Origin of the sequence: Gordonia sp. C13 (assembly GCF_023218005.1) — a bacterium.
GTDB lineage: Bacteria > Actinomycetota > Actinomycetes > Mycobacteriales > Mycobacteriaceae > Gordonia > Gordonia namibiensis.
Genome location: NZ_JALPSY010000013.1, coordinates 52,837 through 74,284 on the forward strand (window position 1 = coordinate 52,837; position 21,448 = coordinate 74,284).

The 21,448-nt window shown below is 67.1% G+C and carries 17 protein-coding genes and 1 tRNA gene; 7 read left to right on the top strand and 11 right to left on the bottom strand.

The features are described from left to right. Positions 1-181: 181 nt before the first annotated feature. Entirely contained in the window at positions 182-2,062 is a 1,881-nt protein-coding gene (locus tag M1L58_RS12465; RefSeq protein ID WP_248659108.1) for a Vgb family protein, read from the bottom strand. Between the two features lie 284 nt (positions 2,063-2,346). Then, positions 2,347-2,733 carry a DUF5997 family protein gene (locus M1L58_RS12470; RefSeq protein ID WP_006868883.1) on the bottom strand — a complete coding sequence of 129 codons (387 nt, stop codon included), beginning with the start codon at positions 2,731-2,733 and terminating at the stop codon, positions 2,347-2,349. A gap of 41 nt (positions 2,734-2,774) precedes the next feature. On the opposite strand from M1L58_RS12470, the gene M1L58_RS12475 reads away from it, so the two are divergent. Further along, positions 2,775-3,596 carry a LysR family transcriptional regulator substrate-binding protein gene (locus tag M1L58_RS12475; RefSeq protein ID WP_248659109.1) on the top strand — a complete coding sequence of 274 codons (822 nt, stop codon included), beginning with the start codon at positions 2,775-2,777 and terminating at the stop codon, positions 3,594-3,596. A 38-nt stretch (positions 3,597-3,634) separates the two neighbouring features. Here M1L58_RS12475 and M1L58_RS12480 read toward each other — a convergent pair whose 3' ends face one another. Beyond that, positions 3,635-4,318 carry an SGNH/GDSL hydrolase family protein gene (locus tag M1L58_RS12480; protein ID WP_248659110.1) on the bottom strand — a complete coding sequence of 228 codons (684 nt, stop codon included), beginning with the start codon at positions 4,316-4,318 and terminating at the stop codon, positions 3,635-3,637. Between the two features lie 92 nt (positions 4,319-4,410). Between M1L58_RS12480 and M1L58_RS12485 the strand changes: the two genes are divergently transcribed. Beyond that, positions 4,411-5,037: a TetR/AcrR family transcriptional regulator gene (locus tag M1L58_RS12485; RefSeq protein ID WP_248659111.1), complete on the top strand. Its 627-nt coding sequence runs from the start codon at positions 4,411-4,413 to the stop codon at positions 5,035-5,037. Between the two features lie 64 nt (positions 5,038-5,101). On the opposite strand, the gene M1L58_RS12490 is transcribed toward M1L58_RS12485, so the two are convergent. The 3 genes from M1L58_RS12490 to M1L58_RS12500 all read right to left on the bottom strand — a co-directional run bounded on the left by M1L58_RS12490 (position 5,102) and on the right by M1L58_RS12500 (position 7,987). Beyond that, positions 5,102-5,860 carry an NADPH-dependent F420 reductase gene (locus M1L58_RS12490; protein ID WP_280985378.1) on the bottom strand — a complete coding sequence of 253 codons (759 nt, stop codon included), beginning with the start codon at positions 5,858-5,860 and terminating at the stop codon, positions 5,102-5,104. A 273-nt stretch (positions 5,861-6,133) separates the two neighbouring features. Beyond that, positions 6,134-7,456, bottom strand: coding sequence for a sodium:solute symporter family protein (locus M1L58_RS12495; protein WP_248659112.1), 1,323 nt, complete (start codon positions 7,454-7,456; stop codon positions 6,134-6,136). Between the two features lie 457 nt (positions 7,457-7,913). Then, a tRNA-Gly gene (locus tag M1L58_RS12500) sits at positions 7,914-7,987 on the bottom strand. A gap of 156 nt (positions 7,988-8,143) precedes the next feature. Between M1L58_RS12500 and M1L58_RS12505 the strand changes: the two genes are divergently transcribed. The 4 genes from M1L58_RS12505 to M1L58_RS12520 all read left to right on the top strand — a co-directional run bounded on the left by M1L58_RS12505 (position 8,144) and on the right by M1L58_RS12520 (position 13,615). Next, a complete protein-coding gene (locus M1L58_RS12505) occupies positions 8,144-9,643 on the top strand; it encodes an HNH endonuclease signature motif containing protein (RefSeq protein WP_248659113.1) in 1,500 nt (499 codons plus the stop codon). A gap of 20 nt (positions 9,644-9,663) precedes the next feature. After that, positions 9,664-10,236, top strand: a complete 573-nt coding sequence (gene dcd / locus M1L58_RS12510) for a dCTP deaminase (protein WP_006868890.1) — start codon at positions 9,664-9,666, stop codon at positions 10,234-10,236. 143 nt (positions 10,237-10,379) lie between these two features. Then, positions 10,380-11,816: a UDP-glucose dehydrogenase family protein gene (locus tag M1L58_RS12515; protein ID WP_248659114.1), complete on the top strand. Its 1,437-nt coding sequence runs from the start codon at positions 10,380-10,382 to the stop codon at positions 11,814-11,816. Positions 11,817-11,896: 80 nt separating this feature from the next. Continuing rightward, positions 11,897-13,615, top strand: a complete 1,719-nt coding sequence (locus tag M1L58_RS12520; protein WP_248659115.1) for a hypothetical protein — start codon at positions 11,897-11,899, stop codon at positions 13,613-13,615. A gap of 27 nt (positions 13,616-13,642) precedes the next feature. On the opposite strand, the gene M1L58_RS12525 is transcribed toward M1L58_RS12520, so the two are convergent. Further along, positions 13,643-14,233, bottom strand: a complete 591-nt coding sequence (locus M1L58_RS12525; protein ID WP_248659116.1) for a TetR/AcrR family transcriptional regulator — start codon at positions 14,231-14,233, stop codon at positions 13,643-13,645. A gap of 106 nt (positions 14,234-14,339) precedes the next feature. Between M1L58_RS12525 and M1L58_RS12530 the strand changes: the two genes are divergently transcribed. Then, positions 14,340-16,016 (top strand): DHA2 family efflux MFS transporter permease subunit, encoded by a 1,677-nt coding sequence (locus tag M1L58_RS12530; protein ID WP_248659117.1) that lies wholly within the window; start codon positions 14,340-14,342, stop codon positions 16,014-16,016. Here M1L58_RS12530 and M1L58_RS12535 read toward each other — a convergent pair. The 4 genes from M1L58_RS12535 to M1L58_RS12550 all read right to left on the bottom strand — a co-directional run bounded on the left by M1L58_RS12535 (position 15,978) and on the right by M1L58_RS12550 (position 21,346). Then, a complete protein-coding gene (locus M1L58_RS12535; RefSeq protein WP_248659118.1) occupies positions 15,978-17,105 on the bottom strand; it encodes a PDR/VanB family oxidoreductase in 1,128 nt (375 codons plus the stop codon). The two genes, M1L58_RS12530 and M1L58_RS12535, sit on opposite strands and share 39 nt — an antisense overlap. 9 nt (positions 17,106-17,114) lie before the next feature. Continuing rightward, positions 17,115-18,035 (bottom strand): metal-dependent hydrolase, encoded by a 921-nt coding sequence (locus tag M1L58_RS12540; RefSeq protein WP_248659119.1) that lies wholly within the window; start codon positions 18,033-18,035, stop codon positions 17,115-17,117. Then, a complete protein-coding gene (locus tag M1L58_RS12545) occupies positions 18,032-19,813 on the bottom strand; it encodes an SDR family oxidoreductase (RefSeq protein ID WP_248659120.1) in 1,782 nt (593 codons plus the stop codon). The genes M1L58_RS12540 and M1L58_RS12545 overlap by 4 nt, the downstream gene beginning before the upstream one ends. 279 nt (positions 19,814-20,092) lie before the next feature. Continuing rightward, entirely contained in the window at positions 20,093-21,346 is a 1,254-nt protein-coding gene (locus tag M1L58_RS12550) for a pyridoxal phosphate-dependent aminotransferase (protein WP_248659121.1), read from the bottom strand. Positions 21,347-21,448: the final 102 nt, after the last annotated feature.

Genomic DNA, 21,448 nt, shown 5'->3' on the forward strand with positions numbered 1-21,448 from the left:
GAGTACCACTTTTGCACTGGTCCCCGATTCCGGCGCGATGACAAGCGTGACCTGCACGCTTCCGTTAGTCACGCGAATTAGAGTGAAATCTGTGACAAAGTTCCGCAAATCGGACACACGGACTCGGTGGCGATCACCGGCGCGATGTCTGTGAGGTGGTGGGCCGACGGCTGCGGACCGGTCAGCGCACCGGGACCGGGGCCGCGGCACCGACCAGGGCGACGATGTGGAGTCCGCCCGGGTTGGTCTGGAGCGGGACCTCTTTCCAGTTGTTCGTCGTCCAGACATTGCCCGCGGGGTCGACGATGATGCCGGTGCTGCGCGCCAGCCCGTCGAAGAAGTAACCGGTCACGTCCGGGGAGATGGCGTCGCCGGTGCGCTTGCCGGGCGGGCAGGTGGCGGCATTCGCGCCGCAGAACTTCGAGACGCGCTTGCCGGCGAAGTTGCCGACCCAGACGTTGCCATCGCCGTCGGTGGTGATGCCCCACGGGATCGTGATGCCGCCACCGCGCAGCGGCCCGACGAGGGTTTTGCCCGTCGGGCCGAGAGCGGACACGGAACCGAATGATCCCGTGCCGGTGGGACGGTCGGGGCACGGCAGGGTGATGACCCCGGAGTTCGCGATCCACACGTTGCCGCGGGCATCGGTGGCCAGGCCCAGCGGATTGTCGACGTGGGGTCCGGTGATCGGGGTGCGCAACGGTCGCCCGGATCGATCGAGCATCGCGATCGAACTGCTCTGCAGGCCACTGACGAAGAGAGCTCGGCCGTTGTCGACGAGATGGAAGGGTTGCTTGACGTCGACCTTGATGTTGCGGGCCCGGCTCGGGTCGCCGTCGGGGAAGACGGTCAGCGAGTTGGTGGCGCAGTTGGTGGTCCACACCGATCCGGTGCGGTCGGTGGTCATGCCCTGCGGCCAGCTGATCGATCCCTGTGTGAATCCGGCGGGCGGAGAGAGGACTTCACCCTGTGCGCTGAACTTCGACATCGAGTTGTGCGGCGGCTGGCGGTCGGCGGGGCAGCCCGGTTCCGGTGCGGCGAAGCCGTAGTTGCTGACCCAGATGTCGCCGGAGTGGTCCCGGGTGATGCCGTAACCGGCGCCGCTGAGGCCGCCGCCGGTGATGGGGCGTCCGCCGACGAGTGTGCCGTCGGGCCCGAAGCGGAAGAGATACTTGCTGCCGCACACCGGGGTTCGCGGATCGGCGTCGTACTCGTAGTTCGCGTTGACCCAGATGTCGCCGCCCTCGCCGATGACGAAGTTGCCCGGGCCGGCGAGTAGCCCACCGCCGCCGTCGAATCGGAGCGCCAGTGTCCAGGCGGCGGGAGGGAGCGGAAGCGCGCCGGGTCGAGCGGGTCTGCGCAGCGCGACGCCGAACAGCCCGGCAGGGTTGTGCTCCGGGCTCTTCGCCATGTTGGCCATCGCCTCGACCATGTTCGACGGTCGGCCGCTCAGCGGGGTCGTCGTCGCGGATCGGAGGGCGGCGCATCCCTCGGCCGACGACGTGCAGGCGGCGAGCGCATTGGACAGCGAGAGGAAGGCGGCCTGGGTCGACGTCTGTGCGCCATTCGGTGCGGAGGCGAGGGTGGAACCGATCCGGCCAATGGTCGGGTCGGCGAGGTTGCCGGCCATCGACGCCGCATTGCGCACTCCCGGTGCCCGTCCGCTGATGCGAGTGTCGTCGACGAACTGTGCCATGGCGTAACCCGTTGCGACGGTGGTCAGCTCGTTCACGGTCAGGCGGGAGGGCAGGGTCGGTGAGATGGTGGCAAGGGTCGTGAACGAATTCGGTTGTCCCGCCGGGGTGGCGGTCACGTAGAAGGCCTCGTCCGCGCCGGGCTGTGCGGTGGGTCGGAGAGTGAAGCGACCGGATCGGTCCGACTGCGCGACCCCCGCACTGCGTGCTGTCGACGAGTCGGTCCCGGTGATCCAGGCGCGCACATCCCATGCCCGTGCGGGACCGTCGGCGGCCACCGCGCCGGAGACCGACGGGGTCGGGGCCGCGGGTGTGGGACCGGCTCCGGAGAAGCACAGGGGTCCGACGAGGCCGATTGCAGCAGCCACTGCGATCGCCGTCCGACGGTGGTGGTTTCGACGCGGCACCTCTGGTCTCCTCACGCGGGATTCACCCTGGGTGGGTTCGCTGGGAGGATAACGAAGATGGATCGGTGAAGTTCGCGAAACGGTCACACCAGAGGTCTACGTCCACTGCGTCGGTGAATCCCCGGGCGCCGGTGGGCATTGCGAGGGCCGAGACGGTCTGTGACGGCGGAACGCGGGATGGCAACGGCGTGCTGTCGGTTCCCTGAGCGGGGCTGGGGCGGGGCTGGGCTTCTCTGGCCGACAGGTCAGGCCTCGGGGTTCTCGGCTTCCTCGCGGTCCCGGCGACGATCCTCGTGGAGGGACTTGACGCGTCGTTCCTCGCGGCGGACCTCCACCTGCGTGGCGCGCTCGGCGGCGAGCCACTCGGGCATCTCGGCGAGTAGGTCGTTGATCTGCGCGGTGGTCAGCGCCTCGGTGATCCCGTTGCGGACCAGCGCCGAGTTGGAGACACCGAGCTTGGCCGCGACCAGGTTCTTCGGGTGCGGTCCCTCGGCGCGGAGGGTCTTCAGCCACTCCGGCGGATCGGCCTGAAGGGCGGCGAGCTCGGCGCGCGTGATGGAACCCTCGCGGAACTCCGCGGGGGTCGCCGGCAGGTACACGTCCAGCTTCTTGGCGGCGGTGGCCGGCTTCATCGACTGCGAACTCATTGCCCCAGGGTATCGGGCGGTAGCCTTTGGTCGTGACCACACCCGACCGGGCAGGCGATTCCGGGGCTTCGACGTTCCGATTGGGATACGTCCCCGGCGTGACCCCCGGCAAATGGGTGCGCATCTGGTCGGAGCGGCGACCCGGCGTCCCGTTGGAACTCGTCGCCCTCGAGGTCGCCGAGTGCGCGGGCGCCGTCGCTCAGGGAAATGTGCAGATGGCGATCACGCGTCTGCCCGACGCCCTGCGGCACGGCGAGGCCGGTCCGCACCACACGATCGAACTGTACGAGGAGACCACCGTCGTCGTGGTCCCCAGAGATCACGTGCTCACCGCGGGGGACGAGCTGACCCTCGCAGATCTCGCCGACGAGCAGTTCCTGTGGCCGCTCGACGAGCCGGTCGCCGGCATCGGTCCTGCCGGCCGAGTAGCACCGACCGAGCGTAGCGAGGACGCCGCGTATCGAGGTCCCGGCACCGCCGTCGAGCACCGTCCGGAAACCACCGGCGACGCAATCGAACTCGTCGCCGCGGGCATAGGGGTCCTTCTGGTGCCCCAGTCGCTGGCGCGGTTGCACCACCGCAAGGATCTCGTCTACCGCCCGGTCACCGACGCGCCGACCGGCACCGTCGGCCTGCTGTGGCCGGCCCCGACGACCGAACTCGCCGACGAGTTCATCGGGATCGTGCGCGGCCGCAAGGCGACATCGTCGAGGGGACAGTCCGAACCTGCGCCGAAACGGTCGGCCAAGGAGAAGGCCGCCGCGAAGCGTGCCGCGCACGAGGCCGCGGGCAAGATCCCGGGGAAGAGCGGACGTAAGAAGCCCGGGGTGCGCCCGAAGCGTCGATGATGTTGCATCACAGCGTTTTCGACAACGCGCGAGCCATTTCACGCACCGTGGATCGCTCGGCCCAGTGACCGGGTGACCTCGGTCGTGACCACTGCGTGGCCAGCTTTCGTGAGGTGGATATGGTCGGCGCTCAGCCAGTTCGTGCGTAGGCGCGCGGGGTGGTCCCAGAACTCGGTGAGGATCGCATCATGGTTGGCGGCGACGCGTCGGACGATGTCGGCGTAAGCCGCGAAGCTCGGCTGAAACCGGCGTAGCCGGTCGGTGAACGCGTTGGCGAGCGTGAACAGGGACAGTTGCGCACCACTGCCAGCGAGGACGGCGCACAGGGAGTCGAGATCCCGTTCGATGTCTGTCAGATCCGAACCGTAGAACAGGTCGTTCCCGCCGCAGGAGACGTGGACGAGGTCGGGTTGGAAGTCGAGGATCGTCGAGAGTTGTTCGCGGCGAACCTGATCGATCGTCGCGCCGTAGACGCCGGTGTTGAGGTAGACGAGGTCGGGACGCACGGCAGTCATCGTTGCCGCGAGCCGGTCCGCCCATGGAACGTCGGCGTAACCGGGCCACGGATCGCCGGTGCCGGCGGCGACCGAGTCGCCGAGGACGGCGAACCGCTGCCACGGTGCACCTCTGAGCAGTTCGCGAGCTGCGGCCTCGCTGAGCAGCATCGGGTCGTTCGCCTCGGTCAGTGTCCCCGCCTCGGACGGCATCTGTTCGATGGTCATCGCTACCTCCAAAAAGAACGTACGGTCGTACGTATTAATTACCGTACGACCGTTCGTTCGACATAGCAAGGCCTGGGTGCCAAGATGAGGGGGTGGTTGATGCGAGGCAGATATCCGACCAGCGGCTGATCAAGGGTGCCCGGGCGCGCGCGACGATCGCTCGTCACGCGGCCGACGTGGCGTCGGCGGAAGGCTTGACGGGGCTGAGTCTCGGCAAACTGGCCACCGATCTCGGGGTCAGCAAGAGCGGCGTGGCGACGCTCTTCGGCAGCAAGGAGAACCTGCAGCTGGCCGCGGTACAGGCAGCGCGTGAGGTGTTCATCGAGCATGTCGTGACGCCGGCGCGTTCGGAGCCGGCGGGGATGCCTCGGTTGCGGGCGCTCGTCGACCGCTGGTTCGACTACATCGGCGAACCGGTGATGCCCGGCGGGTGTTTCCGGGTGGCCACGACGGTGGAGTTCGACAGCCGCACCGGCCCTGTTCGCGACGCCATAGACGCCGACCGTCGGGACTGGTTCACCTTGCTGGAGAGGGAGATCCGCCGCGCTCAGGAGGACGGGCACCTGGCCGGGCGCGATGCGCACAGTCTCGCGTTCCAGCTGGACGCCGTGGTTGCGGCCGCCAACACCGGCGCGCGTATCGGGGACGAGACGGCGCTGGCCACCGCGCGCGCCATCGTCGACGATCTTCTCGCTGAAACGCCGACGAGTTCCGTGTGATCGTGCGTCCGGAAAGCGGACACGAGATCACACGGAACTCTGGATGTCAGGCCGGGGGCAGCGGTCAGGCTGCGCGCCACTCCGGGGTGCGTTCCGGCGACGCCTCCTCGAGTGCGGCGAGCGTGTCGTCGACGCCGAAATCCTTGCCGTAGACGGGTGTTCCCGGCTGCTGACGCCACGACTCGGCGAGCGGCCCGGCGTCGACCGGGTCGAAACCAAGCTCGTCGACGATGGCGAACACGATCGTCTTGCCGTCCGGGTCGTCGCCGGCGATCGGCAGTGCGATCCGACCCTCGGCGCCGTCCGGGAGACCCTTCTTGAGCAGGTGCTTCCAGTAGATCCCGTTGAACACCTTGTATACGGGCACCCCGAGCTGCTCGGACACCCACACGCTCTCGGGGGTGCCGTTCTCGATGGCCTCGATCTTCCCGTCGCGTTGCTGCGGGTAGTAGTTGTTGGTCTCAATGACCGGAGCGCCCGGTTTGCGGGAGTCGAGGATGCCCGGGGCCAGGTCAGGGGTGTTCTTCTGCGGAATGGACACGATGACGAGATCGGCGTCCTCGGCTGCGTCCTTTGCCCACACGGCTGTAGCGCCGGTTTCCTCCGCCAGCTCCGAAAGCGTCTCGGGCGCACGCGAATTCGACACGCGGACCTCATGTCCCAGTTCGGTCAGCCGGCGAGTCAGCGTTCCGCCGATGAATCCTGCTCCGATGATCCCGATCTTCATGCTGTACCTCTTCCGACGATGTCGTTGACTCTTCGCGCAACGGTGGTCGCGGTGGGCGCATTCCCCGGGCCGGGATTTGTGTGACCCAGGGATCAACAGGGGTGACGCAGCGTGTTCGCCGAACGGGTCCGCGTCGGAGGACGTCGACCAGCCTGCGCCACCATTGCAGGTGATGCGTGGGGCCGATCCGATCGGTCATCGCGCAGTCGGCGACGGCCTCCTCCCGGATCGTCGAACCGTCCCGGGAGAGTTGCCGGCTGATGATGTTCCGCTCGGCATCTCACGTTTGTGGACGGCGGGGTGGGCACATGACACAGCCGGGCTGCCGTGACGCATTCTCTGCGAGACGACAGCCCGGCCGCGGGTCGATCACACCGTCGGAACGGCGACCGGTTGTTCCACCTCATCGGACTGCGGTGTCGTCGACACGGCCCGGCGGCCGTCCCACCACGATCCGACGATCATCGCGATGATCGCGCACACCAACGTGGGAACGATGCCGTGAAGCTCGATGACGCCCTGTTTGCGCAGGACCTCGAACACGATCAGCACGATGACGCCGACAACCATTGACGCCACGGCACCGGTCTTCGACGCCCCCGGCCAGAGCAGGCCGATGAAGAGCGGGACGAACAGGCCGGCGGCGAGTAGCGAAACGGCGTAGGACGCGAACGTGAGGATCAGCGGCAGCGGACTGAACGACATGTAGGTGGCCGTGGCGACGGCCAGCGCGCCGATCGCACCGGTGGAGATCCGGGTGAGCTTCAATGCTGTTGCGTCATCATCGATCTTCCGCAGAGTGCAGAGGATGTCGCGTCCGAAGTACACGCCCATGACGTGGAGCAGCGAGTCGGTCGTCGACATCACCGCGGAGATCAGGCCGGTCAGGGCGAGAGCCGCGATGATCGTGCCGCCGTGCGTGAGCAGGAACGACGGTAGTGCCGAGTCGCCGGTCATGGTCGGGTCGATGATCGCGATACCGATGCCGATGACCAGGATGGGCGCGTTCACCAGCCAGAAGGAGATGGCCGAGCCCCAGCCGAGAACCAGTCGCGTGGTCCGGACGTCCGGGCAGGACAGGATGCGCTGCAGGTAATTCGGCATGCAGGCGACGCCGAGCCCCCACGAGAGGCCCCAGCCGAAGGCGAGCATCGCGCTCGGTACCGGACCGCCGAGGAACTGCGACAGGCCGGGGCCGTCGCTCCAGCTCAAACCGTCGCTGCCGACCTTGGTGACGACGAGGACGAGCGTGAGCAGCACCGCCGCGACCAGCACCACGAGCTGGTAGGCATCGGTTCGGGCGACGGCCTGCATACCGCCGGTGAGGGTGTAGAGCACGAAGATGGTGCCGACCACCAGGATCACGGCCCAGACCTTGAAACCGATCGTCGTGGAGAGCAGGATGCCGACCGCGAAGAGCTGGGCGATCAGGTACACGAAATAGGCGATGACGATGGTTCCGGCCGACGTGACACGAACAATCTTGTCCCCGTATCGCTTTCCGAGAAGTTCGGGGACGCTCTCTGACGTGCGGCCGGCCCGGTGGACCCGACTGGACAAGAGTACGAGGAACAGCAATCCGCAACCGAGGCCGACGAACGTGTACGGAACCAGCGCGAGTCCCATGCCATTCGCCGAGCCGACCAAACCGATCACGGTCAGGGCGGAGACGTAGGTGGCGGTGAAAGTCATCGTGCCCAGGAACGGACACTGAATCCATCCGGTGGCCTTCTTCCTAGATATTGAGATGATTGTGTACACCGAGGGCTGGTTGTGCGACGGTCTCCTGCGCTCGACGTTGAGCGGGGTGAACGCTAAGTCCCTGATGGAGAACCTGATTACGGGTCCGTGAGGGTGTTTCGTCATGTTACGGCCGTGGGACACGCAACACTCTCACGTTGAACACGCAAGCCGGTTGTATACATCTCCGCAACGGGTAGAGATCGATTCGCAGGGACGTCCAGGGTCTACCAGGGGAATCGTCGCCGGCGGACCGGCTTTGGTCCGCCGGGGCTGCCGAGTCGGACGGAGAAGAGTCGAGTCTGCATGCAGGATGACGTCGGACACCGAAGGAGGCCTGAAATGCCATGCGCGCCAAATTGGTCGCTCGCGATACGCGCGGCGCCTTCTGAAGGCGCACCGGTACTTGTGGAGCCGATGACGGGAATCGAACCCGCGTATTCAGCTTGGGAAGCTGATGTTCTGCCATTGAACTACATCGGCGTGCGAGCGCTGGGCTCGCGACCGAAAGCCTAGCAAACCGGGGTCGGGGTCTCCGCGAGCGGCGCGAAAATTCTTCGCAGAACGGTTGCGCACCTGCGGGGACACACGTAGACTCGAACATAGTTTCGAGTTAGCCATGATGACGGGGGTTTGATCATGGCTTTCGGCGAGCCATCTGCACCACAACCACTTCTTCTCGACCAGTACGAGCGTCTGCACGCACTGCTGGACGAGATCAGCGAGACGGCGTCCACAGCCTGCTCCGATACCGACCTGCTCGAGGTCGCGATCGAGCATGAGCGCGCCGAGCGTCGCATGCTGTCACTCTTCGCAGACCACATGGTTGCCATCGACGAGCGCTCCGCATACCGCAAGGCCGGCTGCCAGACGGTGACCAACTTCGTCACCAGCGTGCTCAACCGCAGGGGTGAGGCCAACCGGCTCCTCAACCGTGTGTGGGCGATCGGCAAGTTCCCCGACATGCAGGGCGAAGCCCTCGAACCGAGGTTCCCGGAAACCGCGAAAGGCGTTGCCGACGGCGGTATCTCGGGTAGAAATGTCGACGTCATCGTCGAGGTGATGCGGAAGATCCCGGCCGGCGTCGACGCTGCAGACCGCGAAGCCGCGGAGGCGACGCTCGCCCATTACGCCCGCGAGTACGACCCGGCCTCGCTCCGCGAACTCGGCGCACGCATCCTCGCCCACCTCGACCCCGACGGAACTCTCACCGACGACCGCGACCGCGCACGCATGAGGGGCATGCGGCTCGGGCCGCAGGACGCCCAGTTGATGTCCAAACTGACGGCGACGCTCGACCCCAAGACGCGGGCGATGCTCGACGTCGTGCTGGCGGTGTGGGCAGCGCCGGGCATGAACAACCCCGACGATCCGTCGTCACCCATCGGAGACCCGGCGAAGGCCGACCCCGAAGCCCTCGCGGCAGCCGCCGAGCGTGACGACCGCTCGACCGAGAAACGCAACCACGACGCATTCAGCGCACTGCTGCGCTGCGTCCTCGACGGCGGTGCCCTCGGCGGTTCTCACCACGGACTGCCACCGCACGTCATCGTCACGATCACCGAGTCAGCGCTCCGCGAGCGTGCCGGAGCTCCCGCGCGCACCGCGACAGGCGCACTGCTCCCGATCAAGGACGCCGTCGAACTCGCCGCCGAAGCGCAGCAGCACCTGGAGGTCTTTCGAGACAACACCGCCGAGGTCCTCTACCTCGGACGCTCGAAACGCCTGGCATCCCGAGCGCAGCGGATCGCCGCGGTGGGCCGCGACGGCGGCTGCACCTGCCCACGCTGCACTCGTTCGTCTTTCGATTGCGAACTCCATCACGTCATCGAGTGGGCGGCCCAGAACGGCACCACCGACATCGACAACCTGACCACCACATGCGGTGCGCACAACCGGGCGGTCGGCACACGCGAGGACCAGTGGGCGACCACCATCGTGGCAGACGGGCTCGACGCAGGTCGCGTCGTCTGGCACCCGCCGCGATCACATCCGGATCAGACGCCACGGGTGAACCGCGCTCACCGCACCGACGAGGTACTCAGCCGGATGCGGGCCGACGCCTGCCGACGCCGGTTCGGCACGCGGGTCGAGGCAGAGAAGGCGGGGCCGTCGGATACCGCCGCAGATCCACCCTGACCATTCGATAACCTCGACACGTGCTGCTTTCCGACCGCGACATCCGCTCCGAGATCGCTGACGGGCGCCTCGCCATCGATCCATTCGACCCTGCGCTCGTCCAGCCCTCCAGCGTCGACGTCCGGCTCGACAGTCTGTTCCGCGTGTTCAACAACACCCGGTACACCCACATCGACCCGGCCCAACGTCAAGACGAACTCACCACCCTCGTCGAACCGACAGAGGGCGAGCCGTTCGTGCTGCACCCGGGTGAGTTCGTGCTGGGCTCCACCCTCGAGGTCTGCACCCTGCCCCACGACCTCGCCGGACGCCTCGAAGGAAAGTCGTCGCTCGGTCGCCTCGGCCTCCTCACCCACTCGACCGCCGGCTTCATCGACCCCGGCTTCTCCGGCCACATCACCCTGGAACTCTCCAACGTCGCCAACCTCCCGATCACACTGTGGCCAGGCATGAAGATCGGCCAGCTGTGCCTCATCCGACTCAGCAGCCCGGCCGAGCACCCCTACGGCAGCGAAAAGGTCGGCTCGAAATACCAGGGACAACGCGGCCCCACCCCGTCCAAGGCGTACCTGAATTTCATCAAGAACGACTGACTGCGCGACAGGCTTCGATTCGGCTCGTCGCAGGCTCCTCGCCTACTCAACCGGCGGCGGTCGACTGACGTTCACCCACCCGATCACCACCCGCCACGCCATGGTTGGTTGGCGGCAGGCCCACCTGGGTAATCGTTGCAACCATGAAGCTCACGGTGATCGGTTGCGGCTATCTCGGCGCGACGCATGCGGCCTGCATGGCCGAACTCGGACACGACGTCGTCGGTATCGACATCGACCCACAGAAGGTCGAACGTCTGCAGGCCGGCGACGTCCCGTTCTTCGAACCCGGGCTCGCCGACATCCTCCGCCGTAACCTCGACGCCGGCCGGTTGCGCTTCACCACCGACCATTCCGTCGCCGCCGACCACGCCTCGGTCCATTTCATCGGCGTCGGCACCCCGCAAGAGGTGCGTGGTCACCGCGCCGACCTGTCCCACGTCCACGCGGCCGTCGATGCGCTCGTGCCCACGCTCCGGGGTACGCACGTTCTGATCGGCAAGTCGACCGTCCCCGTCGGCACGTGCGAGGAACTGTCACAACGGATCTCGCAGCTCTGCGCGCCGGGAGCTCACGTCGAGCTGTCGTGGAGCCCGGAGTTCCTCCGCGAGGGCTTCGCCGTCGAGGACACCCTCTCGCCCGACCGGATGGTCCTCGGCGTCGGGCGACTCGTCGACGACCCGCAGGCCCCGCAGGCGGAATCCCTGGCCGGTCAGGTGGTCCGGGACATCTACCGCGAGGTCCTCGAAACCGGAATCCCGTTCATCGAGACCGACTGGGCCACAGCTGAACTCGTCAAGGTATCGGCCAACGCGTTTCTCGCCACCAAGATCTCGTTCATCAATGCGATGAGCGAACTGTGCGAGATCGCCGGCGCCGACGTCGGCACGCTCGCCGACGCGATGGGGCACGACGCCCGGATCGGGCGGCGTTTCCTCAACGCAGGGTTGGGTTTCGGCGGAGGTTGCCTGCCCAAGGACATCCGGGCACTGACAGCACGAGCCGATGAGATGGGTGCCCCTCGCGCGGTGGGGTTCCTGCGCGAGGTCGACGCCATCAACATGCGTCGACGCAGCGCCGCCGCGGAATTGGTGGCAGAAGCGCTCGGGGGAGAGGTGCTGGGTCGAAACGTCGCCGTACTCGGAACGGCTTTCAAGCCGGAGAGCGACGACGTCCGGGACTCTCCTGCGCTCGCCGTCGCCGGCCGTCTGGCGCTCGACGGTGCATCGGTCACCGTGTTCGACCCTCAGGCGATGGACAACTCGCGCCGAGTGCAACCGATGCTGAGCTATGCCGCCTCGGCACGCGCGGCCTGCGATCGTGCGGATGTTGTCGTCGTCGCAACCGAATGGGCGGAGTTCGTGCACATGTCGCCGGACGAGCTGGCGCCGGTGGTGCGACACAAGCGAATCGTCGACGCCCGACGCTGCCTCGACTCCCAGGCCTGGCGGTCGGCCGGATGGGATTACCGCGCGCTCGGCGGACCGGTGCCAGCCCGAAAAACCGAGACAACCAGTTCGTTCACGCAGGTGAACGGCTCGTCGTCGAAAGCGGTTCCCTCCATACACGTGTTAGGTTGAACCCCGCGATTTGATCAGGGGGCACCTTCTCGCCGTGGGGGCGTGCTGGGCGAGGTGCACACAAGTGCAGGAATTATCAGATGACCGACACGGTGTTCGATGCGGCTGTGGGACCGGCCTCTGCGGCAGCAGAGCGCCCGGTGGAACCCGCGGTGCTCGACGACGTGCGGTCCAAGCTCCGTCTGCGCGGTCTGGACGGCGACCCTCAAGTGGTCCTCATGGGGCTCGACGGGAACGGGTGCGTGTCGGTCGGACGATTCGACACCTCCCGCGGCACGGTCGCCGACACGTATGCCGACGCCGCGCTCTCGCTCGGAGCGCTCGATCGTGCCATCGCCGACCACCTGACCCGGATCGGACGGGTCGAATCGCCGACGACGCCCGAGTGGCAGGACGAGCTCTTCGAGCTCATCTCGCGCGGACGTGAACGACTGCAGGATTCCGATGGCACCTTTCTGATGGGACGCCGTCACATTCGGTTGTTCCGGATGGCCCGGCGAGATGTCGAGGAGGCCGGTGGTGCGCTCATCGCGCGCGGTGAAGAGTTGGCTCGCGCAGCGGTGGCCGGAGCGCAGGCCCATGCCGTCGTCATCACCGACGGCCTCGGCGTGTGGCCCGGCCTCCGCGACGGGATCGCGAAAGCCGTACCGGTACCGATCGTCGACGCCGCTCCCGGTCCGTTGAGCGCCGCAGAACCAACCGGGCCGCTCGACGGCGCCCGACGGGAGTCCGAGCCAGAAGTGGCTGCTGACGATCCCAGCGACGCGGTCGCCGTTGACCCGTCGACGCCCGTCGGGGGGCTGGCGGCCGACGCCCCGGCCGAAGCCGCCACTGCGCAGCCCGACGCCTCCGAACCCGACGCCTCCGAACCCGACGTCACCGAACCCGACGCCTCCGAACCCGACGTCAGCGACACAGATGCCGATGATGCCGGTGCCGATGTCGCCGAATGCGATGAGCGCGTCTCCCTCACCGGCGATGAAGTGAACCATCCCGCCGCGAACCATGCCGCTGCGAACCGTGCCGCCGCGGACGACAGCGGCAGCACTGACTCCGCCGAGGCCACCGCGACGGCCGACGGTCCGTACCCGGCCGAGCCGGAACCAGGGGACGACGATCGAGTCGTGACCGGGATCGCGCCTGATGACGCCCCCACCGAGAAACTGTCGCTGCCCTTCGACCGGCGAGCCGGAAGCCCCGGCCGCTCAGGCGATTTCCCGATCATTGGTGTTGACCAGAAGTACCGGTCGCCGTTCACGCAACCGGCGGACCCGGTTCCCGCAACGGCTTTCGGTGCCCTGGTGGCGCATTCCGGGCCCACTCCGGTTCAGGAACCCGAGCCTGCCGACGAGCACGTGTTGGGCCCGGTCATGCCGCCGCACGCGAACATCCCTGCACCGGAGCCATATCCGACCGTCCATCAGACCGAACCGATGCCGTCTGGTCCTCGGCGCAAGATTCCGGCGACGCGGTTGTTGGCAGGCGTGGCTCTGGTCTGCGCACTCGCCGTCATCGGAGTCGCGGTCGCCGTGGCCGCGGGGAGCAACGAGTCCTCGCCGGCACCGGTTTCCGGTCCGACCACGCCGACGACGACGGCCCCGACCACCCAGGAGTACGCCGACCCCGCGATCTTTGCGGAGGCGCGTCAACCGGCGCAGCGGTACACGCCGCCGCCACCGCCCGTGACGACCAACGAGCCGGCACCCTCACCACGGCCCAGGTCCCGCGCACCGCGGCCGCAGCGCGGCGTGACGATCCCGAACCCGATCCCCGGACTACCGCCGATCGTCTTGCCGTAGTCGGTAGGGGATCGGTCGGACAGGGGATCACGCGTCGGGCTGTGCCCGCAGGCCCCGCGCGATGAAGTCCAGGACGTTCTCGTAGTTCGTGTCGGCTTCGACGTCCGGTGGCAGTGCGCCCATGAGTTCCAGGCTGACCGCCCCGTGCACCGCCGACCACGTCTGCATCGCGAGCGTCGTCGGGTCGCCCGCCGCGACCACCCCCGCGACCTGACCGTAGCGGATGACGTCGACCAGTACCTCGAAGGCGTGAGCCGCGACCTCGAGTTCTGGTGTGTACCGGGCCGAGAACATCAGCCCGTAGACCACCGGACTCGACGTGGCGAAGCGACGGTAGCCGCGCCCCGAGCTCCGCAGACGCGTGGATGGATCGTCGTCGGTGGCGGCCACCGCACGGCCCAGCTCGGCGTAACCGTCGGTGATCAGGGCATCGAGCAGCCCGTCGCGGCCGTCGAAGTGGTTGTAGACGCCCATCGGCGCGACCTTCGCCTCGGCCGCCACCGCCCGGACGGTCAGCCCCGCCTCGCCGTCCCGCTCGAGGATCGTGCGGCCGGCTCGGATCAGTGATGAACGGATCTCGGCGGCTGAGGTTCGGGTGCGCGGCTTCGCGGGGGACATATTGACAATCTACTAGGACGGTGTTCTTCTTGAATAGAACGGTGTTCTACAACAGTGGTACGGCGTTCCATATCCGAACCTTCGCTCACGGAACAGGAGAATGCCGATGCGTACTGGACGTATGGGCTCACGCTGGTGGGCGCTCGGCGCCCTCAGCTTTGCCGAACTGCTGGTCATGATCGACAACACGATCGTCAACGTCGCCCTGCCGACGCTGGCCCGCGACCTCGACGCCGGGATCTCCGGCCTGCAATGGATCGTCGACGCTTACACGCTCGTGTTCGCCGGCCTCCTCCTGACCGGCGGCTATCTGGGCGACCGGTTCGGTCACCGGCGGATGCTCCTCACCGGTGTCATCGGCTTCATGGGGGTGTCGGTCCTGGCGGCGTCGTCGCAGAACCTCGGACAGCTCATCGCTTCCCGAGGTGGTCTGGGACTCTTTGCGGCACTGGTGTTCCCGGCGACGCTGGCCATCATCACGACGATCTTCGTCGACACCAGGGAACGCGCGACGGCGGTCGGTATCTGGGCGGCGGTCTCCGGTATCGCCGTCGCCATCGGTCCCGTGCTGGGTGGCTGGTTGCTCGAACACTTCTCGTGGACGTCGGTGTTCTGGGTCAACGTCCCGTTCGGACTGGTCGCGCTCGCCGTCATCCTCACGGTGGTGCCCGGTACCCGACCGCTGGCGGTGCCTCGATTCGACGCCGTCGGGGTGGCTCTCTCGGTCGCGGGTCTGGGGTTGCTCACGTACACCTTGATCGAAGCACCGCACGTCGGTTGGGGCGAGACCCGCACGATCCTCGGAATCGTTGCCGCTCTGGCGATCCTGACCGTGTTCGTGGTGACCCAACTACGGATCGCCCATCCCATCCTCGACGTGCGGTTGTTCGCCAACCGGCACTTCGCCACTGCCGCCGGGATGATCAGTGTGGCGTTCTTCGCCCTGTTCGGGTTCATCTTCCTGATTACCCAGTTCTTCCAGGCGGTCAAGGGATACGGCCCGCTCGCCGCCGGTGTGCGGACCCTGCCGTTCGCCATCGTGATGGCGGTGCTGTCGCCGGTGGCGATGGTCCTGTCGCACCGGTTCGGGGCGCGCTACGTCGCGGTGACGGGTGCCTTCCTGATGTCCGGCGGGTTCGCCCTCGTCGAGTTATCCTCGCGGACATCGGGATACTGGGAACTGATCATCTGGGCCATGTCGTTGATGGCCGCCGGTCTGGCGTTCATCTCGGGCCCCTGCACGCAGCTCATCATGGATGCGCTGCGTCCCGAACAGGCAGGTGCCGGGAGCGCGGTCAACGACACCACCCGCGAGATCGGCGGCACCCTCGGCGTCGCGGTGCTCGGTTCGATCCTGACCTCGGCCTATGTCGCCGGCATCGGGGATCGGCTGTCGGGCAGTGGGTTACCCCGAGAGGTGATTGCTACCGCGGAGCAATCGGTGATGGCCGGGGTCGAGGTCGCCGGCCGGGTGCCCACCGCGATGAGCGACACGGTCCGTGCCGCAGTCCAGGAGGTGTTCATGGACGGCCTGCACAACGCGGTGTGGGCGGCGGTGGTCATCACCGCGGCAGCCGGTGTGGCGGCGGTGTTCCTGCTGCGCGGCACGGTAGGCGGGCGGCAGCTGCCCTTCGAGACGCATCCTTCGCAAGCTCCGGATGCTCCTCAGGGAGCGGGGGTTACGCATCTGCAAGCGCCGGATGCTCCTCAGGGAGCAGGGCCCGCCCGTCCGCGGGGAGAGGAGTCAGAGATCGAGCGTGAGGTTCCCGCCGGCACTGCGTGAGACGCAGGTCAGCATGGTCCCGGCCTCGCGTTCGGGCTCGGTCAGGATGTTGTCGCGGTGATCGACGTCGCCGGACAACGTCCTGACCTTGCATGTGCCACAAAAGCCTTGCTGACACGAGTACGGCACCGACGGCATCACCCGCCGGATCGCCGCGAGCGCCGACTCGTCAGCTGCGACCGGGACCTGCGCACCCGTGGACGCCAGCGTCACGGTGAACGGTGAACCGTTCTCCACCGGTGGCGGGCTGAAGCGCTCGTAGTGCAGCTCGATGTCGGGGCGGTCGAACAGATGGCGGCGGAGGTTCTCCAGCATCGGCACCGGCCCACAGCAGTACACGGCGAGGTCGGCGTCGGAATCCGGTACAGGCCCGACCAGTTCCGACATGGTCGGGAGTCCGTGCTGATCGTCGGTGCGAATGGTGATGCGGTCGCCGAACTTCGCGACCTCGTCGAGGAACGGGATCGAGTCGGCGGAGCGCCCGGTGTAGATCATCGACCAGTCCAGCCCGAAACGTTCCGCCACCGAGAGCATCGGCAGGATCGGGGTGATGCCGATCCCTGCGGCGATGAAACGAATCCGGCGAGCCGGGGAGCCGTGGCCGGGAACGGCCAGCGGAAAAGCGTTGCGCGGTCCTTTGATCGACACCACGTCCCCGACCCTCAGGGCGTCGTGGACCTCGATCGAACCGCCGCCGCCGTCGGGGATACGACGCACCGCGATGCGGTAGTGCTCGCGGTCGGCGGTGTCGCCGCAGAGCGAGTACTCGCGCATCCGTCCGGACGGCAGCAGCACGTCGATGTGGGCACCGGCATGCCACGACGGCAGCACTCCGCCCCCGGCAGCGGCGAGCGTCAACGCGATCACGTTCTCGTCATGCGCGACGACCTCGCGCTGCACGATCCGCACCTGCGTGATCCCGGGATTGGCCGGTGCCGCTCGCAACGGGGACAACGGGCGCCACGCAGGCCACCAGGCCCGCATGAACGCGGTGCCGACCGTGAGGATCGGATCGTGTCGCCACCGCCCGTAGAGATGCGGGGGTGGTTGGGTCAGGCTCGTCGAATGCGGATGTGCGCGTTGGTTCATCGGACTTCCTCAGGCGACGTTGCGCGCGGCCGGCGACGACGCGAGGTAGGCGACGGCCTGGGCGGTGCTGCCGATCTGCTCCGGGCGGAACCCGGGGCGGAAGTAACTGAAGGTGGAGAAGACGATGCTCCGCAGCGGCGGGAGCACGTTGGCGCGCACCCCGCGATGGAACTGCCACTTCTTCTGGAGGTAGTTGTACGACACCGAGGTGTCCTGCTTCATGATGAACCGGTAGCCGCGCTGTACCAGGAACAACAGGATCGGCAGGACCACGAGCATGGCGCGTCCCCGCCGCAGGTAGCTGTCCCCGAAGTATGTCGCGACATCGTGCGCGACCGCGCGGTGTTCCACTTCCTCTGCGCCGTGCCACATGAACAGGTCGGCCATCGTCGGGTGCGCGCCGGCCTCGATCCAGTTGTTGTTCAACGCGAAATCGCCGAGCACCGCGGTGTAATGCTCGAGCGCCGCGATCAGCCACAACCGTTCGACGAGGTGTTTGTGTCGGGCCTCGGTGGAGCCGCCCGTCGCCGGACCGAGAACCCGACGGAAGATCCACTCCATCTGCAACTGGTACGGGCGCGGATCGATGCCGTGGTGATCGAGGAACTCCCACAGCACGTGGTCGTGGGCCTCGGCGTGCATGGCCTCCTGGCCGATGAAACCGCGCATCCGGGAGGCCAGTTCCTCGTCGGCGACCAGCGGCAGCGCCTCGTTGTAGGTCTGCACGAACCAGCGTTCACCTTCCGGCAGAAGAAGATTCAGGACGCTGATGAAGTTCGACGCCACGGGGTGGCCGGGAATCCAGTGCAGCGGCACGTCGTCCCAGTCGAAGGCCACATTGCGGGCGTGTAGCTCGACGGGTCCGGGATCGGCCTGATCGGCCTGATCGGTCTGGGACAGATCAGTACGCGGGCGTTCGACGGTGCTCATCCGGTGACCTTCTGTCGGGCGCCGATGCGCGACAACCACGGCGCGAAACGATAGATGCGATAGCCGACCTTCGCCTCGGGTGTCACCGGGACGACGGCCTTGTTGTGCTCGACGGCCGACACGATCTCGGTCGCCACGCGATCCGGGGTGAAACCACGACGCTGGTAGAAGCGGACCAGGCGATCACGTTGCGCCCGTTCGGAATCCGAGTCGAGACCGGCGATCGGTGTCGACGACACGATGTTGGTGTCGACGATGCCCGGGCAGATGGCGCTCACGCCGATGCGGTGTTCGGCGAGCTCGGCCCGCAGCGACTCGGAGAACAGCAGGACGCCGGCCTTCGATGCCGAGTACAGGCCGAGGCTGCGCGACGGCGTGAACGCCGCAGCGGACGACACGTTGACGATGTGCCCGCCGACCCCTCGTTCGACCATCTGCCGGCCGAACTCGCGGCTCCCGGTGATGACGCCGCGCAGGTTGACGTCGAGGAGTCGGTCGACCTGCTCGTCGGTGGCGGCGAGAGCTCCACCGGCCAAGCCGATTCCGGCGTTGTTGATCACCACGTCGGGGACGCCGTGTTGCTCCCGGACCGTCGCGGCGAAGGACACGAACGCGCCGGTGTCGGAGACATCGAGGAGATAGGCGTGTGCCACCGCCCCGGCGACCTTGCAGGCCTGCTCGGTTTCGGCGGCGGAGTCGAGATTCCGGTCGGCGAGCACGAGTTCGCAACCACGCTCGGCGAGCAGCAGAGCGGTCTCGCGACCGATACCGCTGCCCGCACCGGTGATCACCACCAGCTTCCCGGCAAGGGGTTTCGGTTCGGCGAAGACCCGCAACCGTTCGACGGTCGGCGGTGCGTCGCTACCGGTCTGTGCGGCAAGGAAGTCCAGGACCGTGTCGGTGAGGTAGGCGGGGTGGGTGTACGGCAGCCAGTGGCCGGTGGGGGTGTCGCGTCGCCACAATTTCGCCGCATAGTCCGGGGTGTTGTCGTAGATGGCCGGGCGCAGGGCGATGTCGCGTTCGTTGACCACCTGCAGGACCGGCACCGTCGTCGGGCGCGGGTCGGGACGGCTCAGCTTCTGGCGGATGTTGGCCCGGTACAACGCGAGTCCGGTGATCATGTCGCGACGCAGGGTTCCGGCGACGACGACGTTCTCCGGTGGTGTGCCCTCGACGGTGTGCAGGAACTGCTTCCACGCCCGGGGGTTCCCGAGCGCGGTCAGCAGGGCGTTCGGGAGGACGGGAAGCTGGAACAATCCTGTGTAGGCCGACGAGAGCGATTGCGTCGCAATGGTTCGCACGCGGTGGGGCGTCGGGCGGGTCAGCCCTGCACGGAGCAACTGGCCGAGGTGATCGAGATTCGGTCCGGAAACCGAGACGAAGGACGCGATGCGGGTGTGCGCCCGTGGCCGACTCACGGCCTCCCAGGCCTGGACCGAACCCCAGTCGTGGCCGACGACGTGGACGGGAGCATCCGGGCTCACCGCTTCGGCGACGGCGAAGAGGTCGTCGGCGAGTTCGGCCAACCGGTACGCCCCGACCTCGCGGGGACGATCGCTCTCGCCGAAGCCACGGCAGTCGTAGGCCACCACGTGGTACTTCTCGGCCAACCGGGGCGCGATGTGCGTCCAGAGGTGGTGGGTGTCGGGCCAGCCGTGTACCAGCAGGACCGTCGGATTTCCCGGGTCGCCCAGTTCGAAGGTCGCCAGTGTCACGCCGTCGCCGGACACCGTCCCCCGCCGCCATTCGGGCCGCACCTGCACTGCCTGTTCGGACATCCGTGTCACCTCGCTGTAGACCCCGATTGGAGTTACACGTTACCAACGGTTACACAAATGTCTAGACCCTTGTGCGAACCCGTCTCAGTGCGGATTCCCCGGGTACGCGTGCCGAAACAGTCTGGGAAGCGAAAAGGCCCGGGTCGTCGAGACCCGGGCCTGTCGCCGCGTCGAACTCCCGCCGTCGTGTCTCCTTCCCGCTTGGCAGGTCTGACGAGCGCGAGGGAGACAGCCAGGCGGGAGGTAAATACGCACGCGGGAGCGCGAAGAGTGCCCGCCCTACTGGCGGTACGACGACAGGAAGTTGCCGATCCGCTCGACAGCCTCCTTGAGGTCTCGCGACCACGGCAGCGTGACGATGCGGAAGTGGTTGGTGTCGTCGAGGTTGAACCCGCTGCCCTGCACGACGAGGATCTTCTCCTGCAGCAGAAGGTCCTGGACGAACAACTCGTCGTTGTGGATCTCGTGCACCTCGGGATCGAGGCGCGGGAAGGCGTAGAGGGCGCCCTTGGGCTTCACGCAGCTGACGCCGGGGATCTCGTTGAGCTTCTCCCAGGTGACGTTGCGCTGCTCGAAGAGCCGCCCGCCGGGGGAGACGAGCGCGTCGATGGACTGATAACCGCCGAGCGCCACCTGAATGGCATGCTGCCCGGGAACATTCGCGCACAGTCGGGTGGAGGCGAGGATGCCCATACCCTCGATGAATCCCTTGGCGTGGTCCTTCGGTCCGGTCATCACGACCCAGCCGGCGCGGTACCCGCACACCCGGTAAGCCTTCGACAGGCCGTTGAAGGTCAGGCACAGCAGATCGGGAGCCAACGACGCGACGTTCACGTGCTCGGCGTCGTCGTAGATGATCTTGTCGTAGATCTCGTCGGCCAGGATCAGCAGCGAATGCTGACGGGCCAGTTCGACGAGCTGCTGCAGGACTTCGCGTGAGTAGACCGCACCCGTCGGGTTGTTGGGGTTGATGATGACGATCGCCTTGGTGCGATCGGTGATCTTCGACGCGATGTCGGCGATGTCGGGGTTCCAGTCGTTCGCCTCGTCGCAGCGGTAGTGGACAGGGGTGCCGCCGGAGAGCGAGGTCATCGCCGTCCAGAGCGGATAGTCCGGTGCCGGGATCAGGACCTCGTCGCCGTCGTTCAGCAGTGCCTGCATGGTCATCGTGATGAGCTCGGAGACGCCGTTGCCCAGGATGACGTCGTCGACGTCGAAGAAGGGGAAGTCGGGGATCAGCTCGTACCGCGTGACCACCGAACGACGAGCGGACAGCACACCGGCGGACTCGGAGTATCCCTGCGAGTACGGGAGCGCGTGGATCATGTCGCGCATGATCACGTCGGGTGCCTCGAATCCGAACAGAGCCGGGTTGCCGATGTTCAGCTTGAGGATGCGGTGGCCCTCCGCCTCGAGCCGCTGCGCGTGCGCGTGTACGGGTCCGCGAATCTCGTAACACACGTTCTGCAGCTTGAGCGACTGCTCGAGCGGCTTGAGGTTCTGGTTCAGATGCGACACATGGGGCCTACTCACGAGTTCAATTGTCGCAGCCGGATGCAAATGGGTTTCCGCCAGTGCTGTCCGACCGTGGTCCAGCGCATGAAAAACGGGCCCCGACCGTGGTGGTCGGAGCCC

What these genes read in the sequence shown, in the direction of transcription:
- M1L58_RS12505 (WP_248659113.1), top strand. Translation starts at nt 8,144, where the DNA reads ATGGCTTTCGGCGAGCCATCTGCACCACAACCACTTCTTCTCGACCAG.
- M1L58_RS12530 (WP_248659117.1), top strand. Translation starts at nt 14,340, where the DNA reads ATGCGTACTGGACGTATGGGCTCACGCTGGTGGGCGCTCGGCGCCCTC.
- M1L58_RS12520 (WP_248659115.1), top strand. Translation starts at nt 11,897, where the DNA reads ATGACCGACACGGTGTTCGATGCGGCTGTGGGACCGGCCTCTGCGGCA.
- M1L58_RS12525 (WP_248659116.1), bottom strand. Translation starts at nt 14,233, where the DNA reads ATGTCCCCCGCGAAGCCGCGCACCCGAACCTCAGCCGCCGAGATCCGT.
- M1L58_RS12535 (WP_248659118.1), bottom strand. Translation starts at nt 17,105, where the DNA reads ATGAACCAACGCGCACATCCGCATTCGACGAGCCTGACCCAACCACCC.
- M1L58_RS12545 (WP_248659120.1), bottom strand. Translation starts at nt 19,813, where the DNA reads ATGTCCGAACAGGCAGTGCAGGTGCGGCCCGAATGGCGGCGGGGGACG.
- M1L58_RS12470 (WP_006868883.1), bottom strand. Translation starts at nt 2,733, where the DNA reads ATGAAGCCGGCCACCGCCGCCAAGAAGCTGGACGTGTACCTGCCGGCG.
- M1L58_RS12540 (WP_248659119.1), bottom strand. Translation starts at nt 18,035, where the DNA reads ATGAGCACCGTCGAACGCCCGCGTACTGATCTGTCCCAGACCGATCAG.
- M1L58_RS12515 (WP_248659114.1), top strand. Translation starts at nt 10,380, where the DNA reads ATGAAGCTCACGGTGATCGGTTGCGGCTATCTCGGCGCGACGCATGCG.
- M1L58_RS12480 (WP_248659110.1), bottom strand. Translation starts at nt 4,318, where the DNA reads ATGACCATCGAACAGATGCCGTCCGAGGCGGGGACACTGACCGAGGCG.
- M1L58_RS12495 (WP_248659112.1), bottom strand. Translation starts at nt 7,456, where the DNA reads ATGACTTTCACCGCCACCTACGTCTCCGCCCTGACCGTGATCGGTTTG.